12 protein-coding genes are annotated in these 15588 nt (G+C 67.6%); 11 read left to right on the forward strand and 1 reads right to left on the reverse strand.

The features are described from left to right. Window positions 1-9: 9 nt before the first annotated feature. Entirely contained in the window at window positions 10-2124 is a 2115-nt protein-coding gene (gene flgK / locus G3M62_RS05360) for a flagellar hook-associated protein FlgK (protein ID WP_165185305.1), read from the reverse strand. Between the two features lie 402 nt (window positions 2125-2526). Between flgK and fliK the strand changes: the two genes are divergently transcribed. The 11 genes from fliK to G3M62_RS05415 all read left to right on the forward strand — a co-directional run bounded on the left by fliK (window position 2527) and on the right by G3M62_RS05415 (window position 15519). Beyond that, window positions 2527-4239, forward strand: coding sequence for a flagellar hook-length control protein FliK (gene fliK, locus G3M62_RS05365; protein ID WP_165185307.1), 1713 nt, complete (start codon window positions 2527-2529; stop codon window positions 4237-4239). 11 nt (window positions 4240-4250) lie between these two features. Then, the gene (locus G3M62_RS05370; RefSeq protein ID WP_165185308.1) at window positions 4251-4967 is read left to right on the forward strand and encodes a flagellar hook assembly protein FlgD; all 717 of its coding nucleotides are present in this window, start codon (window positions 4251-4253) and stop codon (window positions 4965-4967) included. Between the two features lie 144 nt (window positions 4968-5111). Then, window positions 5112-6791, forward strand: a complete 1680-nt coding sequence (flgE, locus tag G3M62_RS05375) for a flagellar hook protein FlgE (RefSeq protein ID WP_165185310.1) — start codon at window positions 5112-5114, stop codon at window positions 6789-6791. Between the two features lie 169 nt (window positions 6792-6960). Next, a complete protein-coding gene (gene sciP, locus G3M62_RS05380; protein ID WP_056439427.1) occupies window positions 6961-7242 on the forward strand; it encodes a CtrA inhibitor SciP in 282 nt (93 codons plus the stop codon). 250 nt (window positions 7243-7492) lie between these two features. Further along, on the forward strand, window positions 7493-9142 hold the full coding sequence (fliF, locus tag G3M62_RS05385) for a flagellar basal-body MS-ring/collar protein FliF (RefSeq protein ID WP_165185312.1): 1650 nt from the start codon (window positions 7493-7495) through the stop codon (window positions 9140-9142). Further along, window positions 9142-10158 carry a flagellar motor switch protein FliG gene (gene fliG, locus G3M62_RS05390; RefSeq protein ID WP_165185313.1) on the forward strand — a complete coding sequence of 339 codons (1017 nt, stop codon included), beginning with the start codon at window positions 9142-9144 and terminating at the stop codon, window positions 10156-10158. The genes fliF and fliG overlap by 1 nt, the downstream gene beginning before the upstream one ends. A gap of 12 nt (window positions 10159-10170) precedes the next feature. Then, the gene (locus G3M62_RS05395) at window positions 10171-10812 is read left to right on the forward strand and encodes a FliH/SctL family protein (protein WP_165185315.1); all 642 of its coding nucleotides are present in this window, start codon (window positions 10171-10173) and stop codon (window positions 10810-10812) included. 5 nt (window positions 10813-10817) lie between these two features. Next, entirely contained in the window at window positions 10818-11153 is a 336-nt protein-coding gene (gene fliN, locus G3M62_RS05400) for a flagellar motor switch protein FliN (RefSeq protein WP_029914089.1), read from the forward strand. A gap of 73 nt (window positions 11154-11226) precedes the next feature. Next, on the forward strand, window positions 11227-12591 hold the full coding sequence (flbD, locus tag G3M62_RS05405; RefSeq protein ID WP_165185316.1) for a sigma-54-dependent transcriptional regulator FlbD: 1365 nt from the start codon (window positions 11227-11229) through the stop codon (window positions 12589-12591). A 135-nt stretch (window positions 12592-12726) separates the two neighbouring features. Beyond that, window positions 12727-14838, forward strand: coding sequence for a flagellar biosynthesis protein FlhA (flhA, locus tag G3M62_RS05410; protein WP_165185318.1), 2112 nt, complete (start codon window positions 12727-12729; stop codon window positions 14836-14838). 153 nt (window positions 14839-14991) lie between these two features. Next, window positions 14992-15519, forward strand: coding sequence for a hypothetical protein (locus G3M62_RS05415; protein WP_165185319.1), 528 nt, complete (start codon window positions 14992-14994; stop codon window positions 15517-15519). The last annotated feature ends 69 nt before the right edge of the window (window positions 15520-15588 follow it).

Genomic DNA, 15588 nt, shown 5'->3' on the forward strand with positions numbered 1-15588 from the left:
GGCTTAACCTCAAACGATATTGGTGAGGACATCGAACATGTCCTTCGTCGCCTGGATCAGGCGGGCGGAGGCGTTGAACGCCTGCTGGTAGGTGGTCAGGTTGACCAGTTCCTCGTCGAGGTTGACGCCTTCCTGCGACTGGCGCTGGGCGTCGACCTCGGTCTTGACGGACTCGGCCGCCTCCTTGCGGCTGGTGGCCGAGGCGGCCTTGCGGGCGATCGAGCCGCTGAAGTCCGCGCCGTAGCTCAGCACGCTCTTCTTGACGCCGGCCGCGTCGCCGGCGTTGGCGAAGGCGGCGGTGATGTCGCCGGACTTGGCCAGGGCCAGGGCGCCACGGCCGTCGCCGACCGCCAGGGCCGGCGTGCCGGCCGCGGCCGTCAGGTCCAGCTTGGCGAACGGCAGCTTGGACGGATCGGCGTCCATGGCCGGATCCACCTTGAACAGGCCGCCGCGCGTGCTACGCTCGCTCATGCCCACGCCGAACAGCTGGCTGAGCGACGGGCCGCCGACGCCGCGCTGGGTCAGGTCCTCGACCACCGACAGATTGACCGGGGTGGCGGAATTCGGCGTGAAGGTCAGCTCGCCCTTCGAACCCAGGGCGAACGAGCCGTACAGGCCCACGCCCGAATTGCGGGAGTTCAGGGCGTCGATGGTCTCTTGCATCGAGCCCGTCCCGGTGGGGATGGCCACCTGGATGTCGCGGATGCGGCTGCCGTCGCCGTCGGTCATGCGCAGGGTGATGGTCTGGCCGGGCGTGAAGCCGCTGGGATCGCTGGCGACCATCCCGGTCTCGTAGGGCGAATAGCCGTCCGAGCGGATGACGTCGTTCAGGCCGAAGAACTGGGAAAAGCCCTTGCCGGCCTTGGTCGAGGGGGTGGTGGCGTTGTCGACGATGGCGATGCCGTTGGTCGAGGTCGTGGTGTTCAGGCTCAGCTCGCCGTTGGCGAAGCCCGCCGTGGCGGTGCCGCCCAGCGCGGTGTTCAGCTGGGTCAGGAAGTTGGTGTTGGTGAAGGCCGGGCCAGGCGCGCCGTTGACCGTCATGGTCCCGGCGCTGAAGTCGACGTCGACACGCTGGACGATGGCGCCGGCGGCGTTGGTGATGGCGATCGTCGTCTTGCCGGTGAAGTTGGCGAAGGCGGTGGCGGCGTCCAGGCCGGTGTCCTTGCCGGTCATCGTGTTGGGCGCGGGGACCGAGCTGGAGGCGTTGGAGGCGCGGTTCAGCTCCTCGGCCGCCCGGCTGACGAACTCGCCCAGCTGGTCGGACAGGTTGGGCAGCTCGGTGTTGCGCAGCTGCAGAAGGCCCTGGATCTCGCCGTTGGTGACGGCCAGCGGCATGACCTGGCCGCCGCTGTTGGCGGTGACCACCGTCAGATAGCCGTTGGCCGGACCCGATTGATTGTAGGTTACCGTGGCGGGGCCGTTGCCGGCCAGGGTGACGCCCTCGGCCGAGCGCACCATGACGCCGCCGTTGGCGCGGTCGCTGACCTGGATGTTCATATAGGTCGACAGCTCGTTGATCAGTCCGCTCTGGACGTTCTCCGAACCGGTGCCGTCGGCGCCCGACATCTTGGCGCGGGTGATGTCGACGTTCAGGCTGTCGATCTGCTTGAGCAGGTCGTTGACGCGGTCGACGTCGGCGCCGATGCGGTTGTCGGTGTCCTTGATCTGGCTCGACAGCGACGAGGTGATCCGCTTGCTCTCGCTGAGGAAGTCCTCGACCTTGGTGACGGTGCTGCTGCGCAGGAGGGTCGAGGACGGATCGTCCGACGCCGCCGAGAACGCCGCGTACACGTCATCCAGCGTGGCGAAGAAGTTGTTGGCCGCGCTGGGGTCGCCGAACAGCTTCTGGGCGTTGTCCATGGCGGTGGCGATCGCGCTGGTGCGACCGGAGTCGGACGCGCCGTTCAGGCTGGCGGCGGCCATGAACTTGTCGGTGGCCCGCTTGATGGCGTCGATATTGACGCCCACGCCCATGCCGTTCGACACGAGGTTGGACTGGCTGATCGTCTTGCGGACGTAGCCGGCGGTGTTGATGTTGGCGACGTTGTCGGAGGTGACGCGCAGGCCCGTCTGGGCCGCCATCATCCCCGAGGTCGCCACATTCAAGATGGTGTTCAACGACATGGTCTATTCTCCGGCCTGCTCGGCAAACCACGAACGGCACGACGCGACCTTGCCCGGCGAAAACTGCCGGGCGTTGTGGGGTTCGACCCCTTCGGCGATGTGCAAGCCATTGAAAATCATGGCAATTCGTTCCTGACGTCGAGCGAGCGACAGAAACCTATGCGCAAGGAGGGCGCCAACTGCGGGTGGGGCAGGGCGACGCGGCAACCCTGGTCCTGTTAACCCTGTTTGGCTCGGCAAAAAGCGCCGTGGTCGGCCTTTCCGAACTCGTAAACGCAAGATTAATATCAACTAAAACAATTAGTTATGTGAATTTCGCGAGTTGGCCCGGCGGTTGCTCAGGGAAGTCCGGATCAAGGCGTGTCCTCTTCGGGCCGCCATCCTCCGTGGACCCTACGACGCATGACCGCGATCGCTGCTCCCGCTTCCGTCCTGCCCTCGACCCCGGCGATCGCCGGCGGTTACGACAAGGACGCGGCCGAAGGCTTCGGCGCGCTGCTGGCTCAGAACACCAGCGCGAACGCCTCGAACGACAAGGCGCCCACGCGAGACACCGGCAAGGTCGCCAGCAAGGCGGCCGACCGGGCGCAGGACAACAAGGCCGCCGACTCCAAAGCCGCCGACCGCGCCTCGGACGCCAAGGCGGACAAGACCGCCGACGCTTCCGACAAGGCCGCCGACGCCAAGACGACCAAGGCCGCGGACGCCGCCCAGAACGACAAGAGCACGGACGCCGCCGCCACCGACGATAAGACCGACAGCAAGGACCAGGCCGCCGCGGACACGGCCGGCGCCGCCGACGACGGCAAGGCCGCCGATGCGACCACCGGCCAGGCCGACGCCGCCGCCCTGGCCGCGGCCGCCGCCCTGATCGCCGCGATGCAGGCGCCCACGGTCGAGACGCCCAAGCCGGCGACGACCGGCGACGCCACGGCCACGGCGACCGCCGCCCAGACCGCGGCGACCCAGACCGCCTTCGCGCCGGTCGTCGCCCAGGCCGCCGCTTCCAAGGACGCCGCCGTTCCCGCCGCCGCCCTGGCGACGGACGCCGCCGACGCCGCGCCGACCTCCGACCTGCCGCAAGCGCCGGCCGTTTCGGCCGCCGACCTTGCCGCCGCAGCAGCGGCCAAGGCGGCGACGGCGACGGCTTTGGCCGCACCGACCGTCAAGCCGGAAGCCGCCGCGACCGCGCCGGCCGCCCAGGCCGCCGTTCCCGCCGCCGCCGAAGCCGCCCTCGCGGCCCTGGCCGCCGCCGTGCCGCAGACCGACGCCGCCGAGCCCGCGCCCGCTCAGACAACCGCCGCCGCCCAGGCCGCCACGCCGGAAGTCGCCTCGGTGGTCGGCAAGGTCGTCAAGGCCGCCGAGCCGAAGACCGCTTCCACCACCGCGACCGCCGTCGCCGCGGCCGTGGCCGACGCCGCCGCCGAACCGGTCCACGGCCAGGTCGTCGCCTCGGCCCACGGCGCGACGACGGGCGAAGGCTCGCCCGAAGGCGGCGCCCAGGACCAGTCGGGCGCCCAGAACTCGGCCCTCAAGGACGCCGCGCCGATCATCGCCAAGGCCGACGCCGCGGCGGCCGCTCCCACCTTCATCGCCCCCGGCACCACGGCGGCTCCCACCCCGATCGTCGCGGCCCAGCTGCCCAAGGCCGGGCCGGAAACGGTCAGCCACCTGACGACCGAGATCGCCAGCAAGGCGGTGGTGGGCAAGACCAGCCGCTTCGACGTGGTGCTGCAGCCCGAAGGCCTGGGCCGGGTGGACGTGCGCATCGAGATCGCCAAGGACGGCAAGCTGACCGCCGCCCTGAACTTCGACAATCCGGCCGCCGCCGCCGACATGCGCGGCAAGTCGGGCGAGCTGCGCCAGGCCCTGGCCGCGGCCGGCTTCAACGTCGCAGACAACGCCCTCAGCTTCGACAGCTCGAGCCAGAACCAGAACGGCCAGAGCCAGAACGCTTTCTTCGACTTCCAGAACCAGCAGGGCGGCGACAGCCGCCAGGCTTTCCAGGGACGCGCCTTCCAGTCGGCCCTGAACGAAGACATCCCGCTTGCCCCGTCCGCCCTGCTGCCTGGCCTCCGCGTGGCCGAGGCCAGCGGCGTCGACGTCAGAATCTAGGAGATTTCGCCATGGTCACCGCCACGGGCAGCACCGGCAACGCCACGCTCGACAAGATCAACAACTCGCGGAACTCGCTCGCCAACAACGAGCAGACGTTCCTCAAGCTGCTGACCACCCAGCTGAAGAACCAGGATCCGCTGTCGCCCACCGACACGACCCAGATGACCAGCCAGATCACCCAGATGACCGGCGTCGAGCAGCAGCTGGTCACCAACGACCTGCTGACGGCCCTGGTCGGGATGAGCACGGGCGGCGGCATCAGCGAGGGCGTCAACCTGATGGGCAAGCAGGTCACCGCCGAAACCGACAAGTCGGTGCTCAAGAACGGCGAGGCCAGCTGGAGCTACACCCAGAGCCGCGCGGCCACCGGGGTCAAGGTCGAGGTCATCGACAAGTTCGGCAAGACCATCGCCACGGTCCTGCCGGACGACATGTCGGGCGGCGACCACACCTTCAAGTGGGACGGCAAGAGCACCCCCGAAGGCGTCAAGCAGCCGGACGGCGGCGAATACACCATCAAGGTGACCGCCACCGACGGCAACGACACCGCCATCACCACCACGGCCAAGGGACGGATCGACGGCATCGTCACCAAGGTGACCAACGAGAGCGGCGTCAACATGGTCTGGATCGGCGACACCAAGGTCCCGCTCGACTCCGTGATCGGCGTCACCAACGCCGCGGCCGACCCGCCCAAGGACGACACCGACACGACGACCACCTAACGGCCGTCACCACCCGATGAACGGGCGTCAGAAAGACGCCGTCGCGGTCTCCCCCGGCGCCTCGCTGGATTTCGAGACCCAAACGCAAACCGCGCTGAACCCTCAAACCCATCCGTTTTTGAATTTCATCGCAGGATCGCAGTCATGAGCATCAACAGCGCCATGCTCGCCGGGGTTTCCGGCCTGATCTCCAACTCGTCGGCCCTGGCCGCGATTTCGGACAACATCGCCAACGTCAACACCGTCGGCTACAAGCGCGTGTCGGCCAACTTCTCGACGCTGGTCACCTCGCAGAGCAAGAACGCCACCTACAGCGCCGGCGGCGTCTCGGCCAAGACCCACCAGTTCATCAGCCAGCAAGGCCTGACCCAGGCCACGACCTCGAACCTGGACCTGTCGATCGCCGGTTCGGGTTTCTTCGTCGGCACCGAGAAGCCGGAAGGCCTGACCGCCACCGACACCCGCTCGTTCACCCGCGCCGGCTCGTTCCAGCTCGACAATCTGGGCTACCTGCGCAACGACGCGGGCCTCTATCTGCAAGGCTGGCTGGCCGACCCGGTGACCGGCGCGATCACGCCCGACCCGTCGGACCTGACCCAGCTGTCGTCGATCAATGTCGGCACCGTCGGCGGCACCGCCGAAAAGACCACCCGGGCCGGCGTCAACGCCAACCTGCGCTCGGAAACGCCGATCTCCGCCGCCGCCAACGCCGTGTCCAACAAGGGCAACCTGGTGGACAGCGCCGGCGTGACCTCGGCCTACACGGTCTATTACAGCCCGACCGGCACCGGTAACCAGTACAACGTCGAAGTCCGCAAGGCCGGCGTGGCCGTGGCGACCGGCGTCAACACCTACGACCCGGTCACCGGCGCCCTGCTGACCTCGACCCTGCCGGGCACCGCGCCCAACGTGCAGATCGCCGCCGGCCCGCCGGCCGTGACCCTGACCCAGACCCAGCTGGGCGTGAACAACAAGACCGACGCCGTCGCCAGCGGCGCCTACGATCCGGCGACCCGCTCGATGTCGGACTACGCCAAGGACCCGACCACGGGCGTCAAGCCGGACTTCGAAATCCAGATCCCGGTCTCGGACTCCAAGGGCGGCCAGCGCACGGTCACCCTGTCGCTGCTGAAGGGCCCCGGCCCCAACGAATGGTACGCCGAACTGCGCGCCAAGCCGGGCGACCTGGACAACAACGCCAACGGCCTGATCAGCTCGGGCAAGATCACCTTCACCACCGACGGCAAGCTGTCCAGCACGGGCGGCCTGTTCGGGACCACCAACCCGACCTCGATCAGCATCGCCGCGTCCGATCCGCTGTCCACCGGCACGACGCCGCGCTGGGCCGACGGCCTGGGCATCGACAGCCAGGACATCCAGATCGACCTGGCCAGCGCCGCCGGCGGCCTGACCCAGTACAACAGCCAGTCGGTGGTCCAGTCGGTCAACACCAACGGCACGGCCTTCGGCAACCTGACCAACATCGAAGTCGACGACGAAGGCTATGTTTCGGCGATCTTCGACAACGGCGTGACCCGCCGGATCGCACAGGTAGCGATCGCGACCTTCTCAAACCCCAACGGATTGAAGGGGGTGAACGGAAATGCATATCGCGTCACCAACGAAAGCGGCACCTATAGCTTGAAGACTCCAGGTGGCGGCGGCGCGGGCTCGATTGCTCCGTCCACGCTGGAAGCTTCGACGGTCGACTTGTCGACCGAGTTCACGGGGTTGATCACGACACAAAGAGCCTATTCGGCTTCGTCGAAGATCATCACCACCGCTGACCAGATGCTAGAAGAGCTTCTGAGCATTAAGCGGTAATTACAGGTCTTAACTGACCTTAATTACCCTGTATCACATTGATACATCACCGGAGTAGGGAGAAAGCCTCGTGTTTCAGTCTTTCTTTACTATTGGAATTAAGCGCCTGTTATTTCCCGGCGCCTATATTCCTCTCCAACAGTGATGGTTGTGGGAAAGGCGTAAAGCCATGTTGCAGCAGCAGCGCACGAACAGCCGGGGTGAGAAGTACGTGATCGGTCCGACCGGCGCGCCGCTAACTCTCTCCGACTTGCCGCCTCCGGAAACCCAACGTTGGGTGATCCGGCGCAAGGCCGAGGTGGTGGCCGCCGTTCGCGGTGGTCTCCTCTCGCTCGACGAGGCGTGCGATCGGTACAAGTTGACGAACGAGGAATTCCTCGCCTGGCAACAATCGATCGAACGTCACGGCCTGGCGGGTCTTCGGACCACGCGTCTTCAGCAGTACCGCTAGTTCGCGGGACGGCAAAGCGTAAGCCGCGCAAGGGTTTCGACCCTCGAGCGGTCCGAGTCGACAGATCAGCGGCCGCGTCCCCCAGGGGCGCGGCCGCGACCTTTTGGCGCCCTTGGTCCCCCCTCGGAGGGGGCTTTTGTAAACGCCCCGTTTACCTTGCACTGGGTAAATCCTGCCTAGCGACGGCGTGCTCCGGCGCGCGGCGGCTAACGTTCTCGTCGGAGAACGTTGTTCAGGGGTAGGGCGTAGGTTGGATAAGTTCCTCAGCGCGATTCAAAGGTTCGGTGTCGGCCGTCTGGCCGCCCTGATCGGCGTCGCCGCGGGCGCGATCGCCGTGATCGCGGCCGTCATGATGATGATGAGCAAGCAGCCCAACGAGCTGCTGCTGTCGAACGTCGACCCCAAGGAATCCGCCGCCGCCACCGCCGCCCTCGACCAGGCCGGCATCAAGTACGAGACCAAGGCCGACGGCGGCACGATCTATGTCGCCCGCGACAAGGTCAATTCGGCCCGCCAGCTGATCTTCACCAAGGGCTTGGTGACCTCCGGCTCGGTCGGCTACGAAATCTTCGACACCGGCAATGCGCTGGGCCAGACCGACTTCGTCCAACAGCTGAACCGCCAGCGCGCCCTGCAGGGCGAACTGGAGCGCACCATCACGGGCTGGGACGGCGTGCGCGCCGCCCGCGTCCACCTGGTGATCCCCAAGCGTCAGCTGTTCGAGGAAGACGCCGAGAAGCCGACCGCCGCCGTCAGCATCAGCATGGGCCGCGAGCCCTCGGCCGACATGGTTCGCGCCATCCAGAACCTGGTGGCCGGTTCGGTCGCCGGCATGAAGCCCGACGCCGTCAACGTCATGGACCAGCACGGCAAGACCCTGTCGGCCGGCAATGACGAGACCCTGGCCGGCAAGGCCGCCCAGGACGCCAAGAGCCAGGCCGAGGCCCGTATCGCCAAGACCGTGCAGGACATGATCGACGGCGTCCTCGGCCCGGGAAAGGCGCGCGTCAACGTCACCGCCCAGCTGGACCTGAGCCGCGTCACCACCCAGGAACGCAAGTTCGATCCGGACGGTCAGGTCATCCGCTCGGAAAGCACCAACGCCAACGATTCCAGCGAGACCAAGAACGACGACACCGGCGGCGTCACCTCGACCCAGAACATTCCGGGCCAGACCCCGAACGGCTTCCAGCCGCTGGGCTCCAAGCAGAACAGCAACGAGAGCGTCACCAACTACGAGATCTCGGAAAGCACCAAGACCACCGTTCAGGAGCCGGGCTCGGTGACCAAGCAGGCCGTGTCGGTGGCCGTCGACGGCATCACCGCCCCTCCGGGCAAGGACGGCAAGCCGGGCGCCTACACCCCGCGTTCCGCCGCTGAGATGGCCCAGCTGGAGCAGATGGTGAAGACCGCGGTCGGCTTCGATCAGGCCCGCGGCGATCAGGTTTCGGTGGTCAATGTCCGCTTCCCGCAGCCCGAGGACCAGGGTCTGGGCAAGGCCGGCCTGCTGGACGGCATGGACAAGAACGACCTGATGCGCTTCGCCGAGCTGGGCGTGCTGGCCGTCGTGGCCCTGCTGATCCTGCTGTTCGCGGTCCGTCCGTTCCTGAAGAGCCTGGCCAGCCCGCCGCCGACCCCGCTGGGCCTGGCGCTGAACGCGCCGCCGGTGACCCGCATGGTCACCCTGTCGGACGGCACGACCCAGGAAGTGGTCATCGACCAGTCGGGCGAGGCCATCGCCATCGGCGGTCCGGTCAGCGACATGGATCAGCGCATCGACATCGCCAAGATCGAAGGCCAGGTGAAGGCCTCGTCGATCAAGCGGGTCTCGGAGTTCGTCGAAAAGCACCCCGAGGAATCCGTCGCGATCCTGCGTAGCTGGCTGCACGAGTCCGAATAATGGCCAGCTCGATCACAGACGTCAAAAAGCTGACGGGTCCCGAGAAGGCCGCGATCGTGCTGCTCGCCCTGGGCGAAGAGCACACCGCGATCTGGGAAGCGCTGGACGACGAGGAAATCAAGGAAGTCTCTCAGGCCATGGCGGGCCTGGGCTCGATCTCGGCCTCGGTCGTGGAAGAGCTGCTGGTCGAGTTCGTCTCGGGCATGAGCTCGACCGGCGCGATCATGGGTTCCTACGAGCAGACCCAGCGCCTGCTGTCGGCCTTCATGCCGCAGGAGAAGGTCGACCAGCTCATGGAAGAGATCCGCGGTCCCGCGGGTCGGACCATGTGGGACAAGCTGGGCAACGTGAACGAGGCGGTGCTCGCCAACTATCTGAAGAACGAATATCCGCAGACCGTCGCGGTGGTGCTGTCCAAGGTGAAGTCCGACCATGCCGCGCGCGTGCTGGCCTCGCTGCCGGAAGACTTCGCCCTGGAATGCGTCACCCGCATGCTGCGGATGGAGCCGGTGCAGCGCGAGATCCTCGACAAGATCGAGCAGACCCTGCGCACCGAATTCATGTCGAACCTGGCGCGCACGTCCAAGCGCGACAGCCACGAGATGATGGCCGAGATCTTCAACAACTTCGACCGCCAGACCGAAGCCCGCTTCATCGCCGCGCTGGAAGAGCGAAACCGCGAGGCGGCCGAGCGCATCCGCGCCCTGATGTTCGTGTTCGAGGACCTGTCGAAGCTGGATCCGGGCGGCGTCCAGACCCTGCTGCGCGCCACCGGCAAGGAACAGCTGGCCCTGGCCCTGAAGGGCGCCTCGGACAAGCTGCGCGAGATGTTCTTCTCCAACATGTCGGAACGCGCGTCGAAGATCATGCGCGAGGACATGGAGAGCATGGGTCCGGTCCGCCTGAAGGACGTCGACCAGGCCCAGGTCGCCATGGTGCAGGTCGCCAAGGACCTGGCCGCCAAGGGCGAGATCATGCTGGCCGGCGCCGGCGCCGAAGACGAACTGATCTACTAGGGGGATGGCTGAATGACCGACATGACCCCCAGGCGCTTCACCTTCGACACCGTGTTCGACGACAACGGCGGCATGACCGCGCCGGTGCGGGTGAAGAAGAACTTCACGCTGGAAGAGCTGGAAGAGGCCAAGGCCCAAGCCTACGCCGCCGGCGAGCAGTCGGCCGTCGCCCAGGCCGAGCGCGAGGCCGCCCTGGCCATGAACACGATCGGCCAGGCGATCCACAGCGCGTTCGGCACCTTGGCCGCCGTGGCCCACGAGCACCGCGAAGGCTCGGCGATGCTGGCCCTGGCCTGCGGCCGGGCGATCGCCGACGCGGCCCTGGACCAGTTCCCCGAGGCCCCGACCCAGGCGGCCCTGGTCGCCCTGGCCCGCGAGGTCGAGGCCAGCCCGAAGCTGACCGTCCGGGTCGCCGCCCATCTGGTCGAGCGCACCCAGGCCGCCCTGGAACAGACCGCCCAGGCCATCGGCTTTCCCGGCCAGATCATCGCCCGGGCCGACGCCATGCCCGCCGCCGCCTTCCTCCTCGACTGGGGTGACGGGCGCGCGGCCTTCAATCCTGACGACGCGGCCGCCCGCGTCACCCAAGCCCTCGAGGCCGCCATCGCGGCCGAGGGACTCCACGCCGAACCCCTTCTGCCTAGCGAAAGCTGACCGTCATGTCCGAAGACAACCTCACCCTCGACGAATTCGGCGGCACGATGCTGGCCTCCGAAATGCCGGTCGAACTCAGCGACAAGATCGCCTCGGACCTGGCGCCGGTCTTCGACGTGCCGGTCAACATCTCCGCCGTGCTGGGCCGGGCCCACATGTCGGTGGCGCAACTGCTGCAGTTGTCGGCCGGATCGATCCTCGAGCTGGACCGCAAGGTCGGCGAGGCGATCGACATCTATGTGAACAACCGCCTGGTGGCGCGCGGCGAGGTCGTCGTCGTCGACGAGCGCCTGGGCGTGACCATGACGGAAATCATCAAGGACGGCGACGCCGCCGGCTGATCGCCTGCGACGTCGAGTGAAGCTTAGAACGATTTGAATTCGGGGCACGTAACGCCCCAACGGAGAGAAAACGATGCGCCTCCTGGTCGTCGGAAAACTGAACGGACAGCTCTCGGTCGCCGTGAAGATGGCGATGAACACCGGGGCCAAGGTCTCGCATGTCGAGACCTGCGAAGCGGCGACCCACGCGCTGCGCGCCGGGCAGGGGGCCGACCTGTTGATGGTCGACTACGCGCTCGACATCGCGGGCCTGATCGCCGCCAACGAGTCCGAGCGGATCCGGGTGCCGGTCGTGGCCTGCGGCGTCGACGCCGACCCGATGCGGGCCGCCGCGGCGATCAAGGCCGGGGCAAAGGAATTCATCCCGCTGCCGCCGGACGCCGAGCTGATCGCCGCCGTCCTGGCCGCCGTCACCGACGACAACCGTCCGATGATCGTCCGCGATCCGGCGATGGAGGACGTCATCCGCCTGGCCGACCAGGTCGCGCCGTCAGAAGCCTCGATCCTGATCACCGGCGAAAGCGGCTCGGGCAAGGAAGTGATGGCCCGCTACGTCCACGCCAAGTCGCGTCGGGCCAAGGCGCCGTTCATCAGCGTCAACTGCGCCGCCATCCCCGAGAACCTGCTGGAAAGCGAGCTGTTCGGCCACGAGAAGGGCGCCTTCACCGGCGCCGTGGCCCGCCGGGTCGGCAAGTTCGAGGAAGCCGACGGCGGCACCCTGCTGCTGGACGAAATCAGCGAAATGGACGCCCGCCTGCAGGCCAAGCTGCTGCGCGCCATCCAGGAACGCGAGATCGACCGCGTGGGCGGCTCCAAGCCGGTGAAGGTCAACATCCGCATCCTGGCCACGTCCAACCGCGACCTGGCCCAGGCCGTGAAGGACGGCACGTTCCGCGAAGACCTGCTCTATCGCCTGAACGTCGTGAACCTGCGCCTGCCGCCGCTGCGCGAGCGCCCGGGCGACGTCATCACCCTGTGCGAGCACTTCGTGAAGAAGTACTCGGCCGCCAACGGCGTCGCCGAAAAGCCGATCTCGGCCGAGGCCAAGCGCCGGCTGATCGCCCACCGCTGGCCGGGCAACGTCCGCGAGCTGGAAAACGCCATGCACCGCGCAGTGCTGCTGTCGCCGGGCGCGGAGATCGAGGAGTTCGCCATCCGCCTGCCGGACGGCCAGCCCCTGGCCCCGGCTCCGGACGTGGCGGTGGCCCGCGGCGCCCAGATGGCGGCCGACGCCGTCTCGCGCGCCTTCGTCGGTTCGACCGTGGCCGAGGTCGAGCAGCAACTGATCATCGACACCCTGGAGCACTGCCTGGGCAACCGCACCCACGCGGCCAACATCCTGGGCATCTCGATCCGCACCCTGCGCAACAAGCTGAAGGAATACGGGGACGCCGGCGTCTCGGTGCCGCCGCCCCAGGGCGGTGTCGCCGCCGCTTAAGCGGGAGAACCCTGTTCGGGCGGCCGCGACCATCGGTCCGGCGCCCAACATGGCTAATTTCGATTAAGACCCTGGCGACTTCGCGCAAATCGCTTCATCGCGGATTCAAGCTCCGCAACAGGATCGAAGATTTGAATGGCTGACGCCGCCGTCCCCAAGGCCGCAAGCTCCATCCCCAGCGCCAAGTCGCTGTGGGAAGGAATCCTGCGCGGCGAAATGGGGCTGGCCCTGGGCGTGGTCGGGATCATCGTCCTGCTGATCATCCCGGTCCCGGCGATCCTGCTGGACCTGCTGCTGGCCATCTCGCTGACCGGCGCGGTGCTGATCCTGATGACGGCGGTGCTGATCCGCAAGCCGCTGGAATTCACCTCGTTCCCGACCGTCCTGCTGGTCGCGACGCTCTACCGTCTGGGCCTGAACGTGGCCTCCACGCGCCTGATCCTCGGCCACGGCCAGGAAGGCTCGCACGGGGCCGGCGCGGTCATCGCCGCCTTCGGCAACCTGATGATGCAGGGCAATTTCGTCATCGGGGTGATCGTCTTCATCATCCTGGTGGTGGTGAACTTCATGGTCGTCACCAAGGGTTCGGGCCGGATCGCCGAAGTCGCCGCCCGCTTCACCCTGGACGCCATGCCCGGCAAGCAGATGGCCATCGACGCCGACCTGTCGACCGGCCTGATCGACCAGGACACCGCCAAGCAGCGCCGCAAGGACCTGGAACAGGAATCGACCTTCTTCGGCGCCATGGACGGCGCCAGCAAGTTCGTGAAGGGCGACGCCGTCGCCGGCCTGATCATCACCGCCATCAACATCATCGGCGGCATCCTGATCGGCGTCGTCCAGCACAAGATGCCGATCGGCGAGGCCTCGGCCTCCTACACCATCATGACCATCGGCGACGGCCTGGTCAGCCAGATCCCGGCCCTGATCATCTCGATCGCCGCCGGCATGGTCGTGTCCAAGGCCGGCGTCGAAGGCTCGGCCAACAAGGCCCTGACCACCCAGCTGGCCATGAACCCGGTCGCCCTGGGCATGGTCTCGGCCTCGTCGGGCGTCATCGCCCTGATCCCGGGCATGCCGATCATCCCCTTCGCCGCCCTGGCCGTGGGCGCGGGCTTCCTGGCTTATCGCCGCGTGCAGAAGGCCAAGGAGCCGGCGCCGCTCGACCCCGCCGCCCTGGCGGCCCTGGCCGAGGCGTCCGCCGAGCCGGAGGAGGAGCCGATCAGCGCCTCCCTGGCCATCGACGACGTCAAGATCGAGCTGGGCTACGGCCTGCTGACCCTGATCAACGATCTCGACGGCCGCAAGCTGACCGACCAGATCCGCGCCCTGCGCAAGACCCTGGCCACCGAGTTCGGCTTCGTCATGCCGCCGGTCCGCATCCTGGACAACATGCGCCTGGCCAACCAGGGCTACGCGATCCGCATCAAGGAAATGGAAGCCGGGGCTGGCGAGGTCCGCCTGGGCTGCCTGATGGCCATGGACCCGCGCGGCGGCCAGGTCGAGCTGCCCGGCGAGCACGTGCGCGAACCCGCCTTCGGCCTGCCCGCCACCTGGGTGGAAGAGGCCCTGCGCGAGGAAGCCACCTTCCGTGGCTACACCATCGTCGATCCGGCCACCGTGCTGACCACGCACCTGACCGAGATCCTCAAGGAGAACATGGCCGACCTGCTCTCCTACGCCGAGGTGCAGAAGCTGCTGAAGGACCTGCCCGAGGGCCAGAAGAAGCTGGTCGACGACCTGATCCCCTCGGTGGTCAGCGCCACCACCATCCAGCGCGTGCTGCAGGCCCTGCTCAAGGAGCGCGTGTCGATCCGCGACCTGCCGCAGATCCTGGAAGGCATCGGCGAGGCCGCCCCGCACACCGCTTCGGTCATCCAGCTGGTCGAGCAGGTCCGCGCGCGCCTCGGCCGCCAGCTATGCTGGGCCAATCGCGGCGAGGACAACGCCCTGCCGATCATCACCCTGTCGGCCGAGTGGGAGCAGGCCTTCGCCGAGGCCCTAGTCGGTCCGGGCGAGGACAAGCAACTGGCCCTGGCCCCGTCGCGCCTGCAGGACTTTATTCGCGGCGTGCGCGAGGCCTTCGACCGCGCCGCCATGGCCGGCGACAGCGCCGTCCTGCTGACCAGCCCGGGCGTTCGCCCCTATGTCCGTTCGATCATCGAGCGCTTCCGCGGCCAGACCGTGGTGATGAGCCAGAACGAAATCCACCCCCGCGCGCGCCTGCGCACCGTGGGGATGGTCTAGGCCTTCCAGCGGCTCCGGCCCTGGGGCTTCCGCCCAGAAAAAGCCTGGAAACGCCCCGAAATGGTCACGGGGTGTTACGGACTATTTCGGAACCGTTGCCGATAGGTCGCGTTCGTTTTGGCAAGGCGGGGGCCTTCACGACGGAGCGCAAAGATGAAAACCAAGATCGCTATGTTCGCCGCCGCCGCGACGCTTTCGCTGGCTGGTGCGTCCTTCGCCCAAACCACGGCCCCGGCCGCCAAGCCGGGTCAGCTGCCCGCCGCGACGGCGCCGGCCACGACCTCTTCGACCACGACCACCACCACGGCGCCGGCCGATCCGTCGGCCGCGGCCGCGGCCGCAGCCACCCCGGGCGCGCCGGCCCAGACCACCGCCAGCAGCACGACCAGCACCACCTCGACGGCCGCTGACGCCGACGCGGCGGGCACGCCGTCCTCGGCCAACGTGGCCTTGGACCTGAAGGTCGGCTCCGAGGTCAAGGATCCCTCGGGCGCCGTGGTCGGCACCATCGCGGGCACGTCCGCGGGCGCCGACGGCTCGACCAACGTGGTCGTGACCAGCGGCGACAAGAAGTTCGCCCTGCCCAAGGCCAGCTTCAGCGCCGCTACTACCGGCGGCCTGCAGACCACGGCCACCAAGGCGCAGATCGACGCCACCCTGGCCGGCGCCAAGCCCCAATAACCGACGATCGTTCGTTCGATCGTTCTGTGACGAACCGCGAGCCCGCTCGGCATTGCCGAGCGGGCTTCG

It is taken from the genome of Caulobacter soli (assembly GCF_011045195.1).
Lineage (GTDB): Bacteria > Pseudomonadota > Alphaproteobacteria > Caulobacterales > Caulobacteraceae > Caulobacter > Caulobacter soli.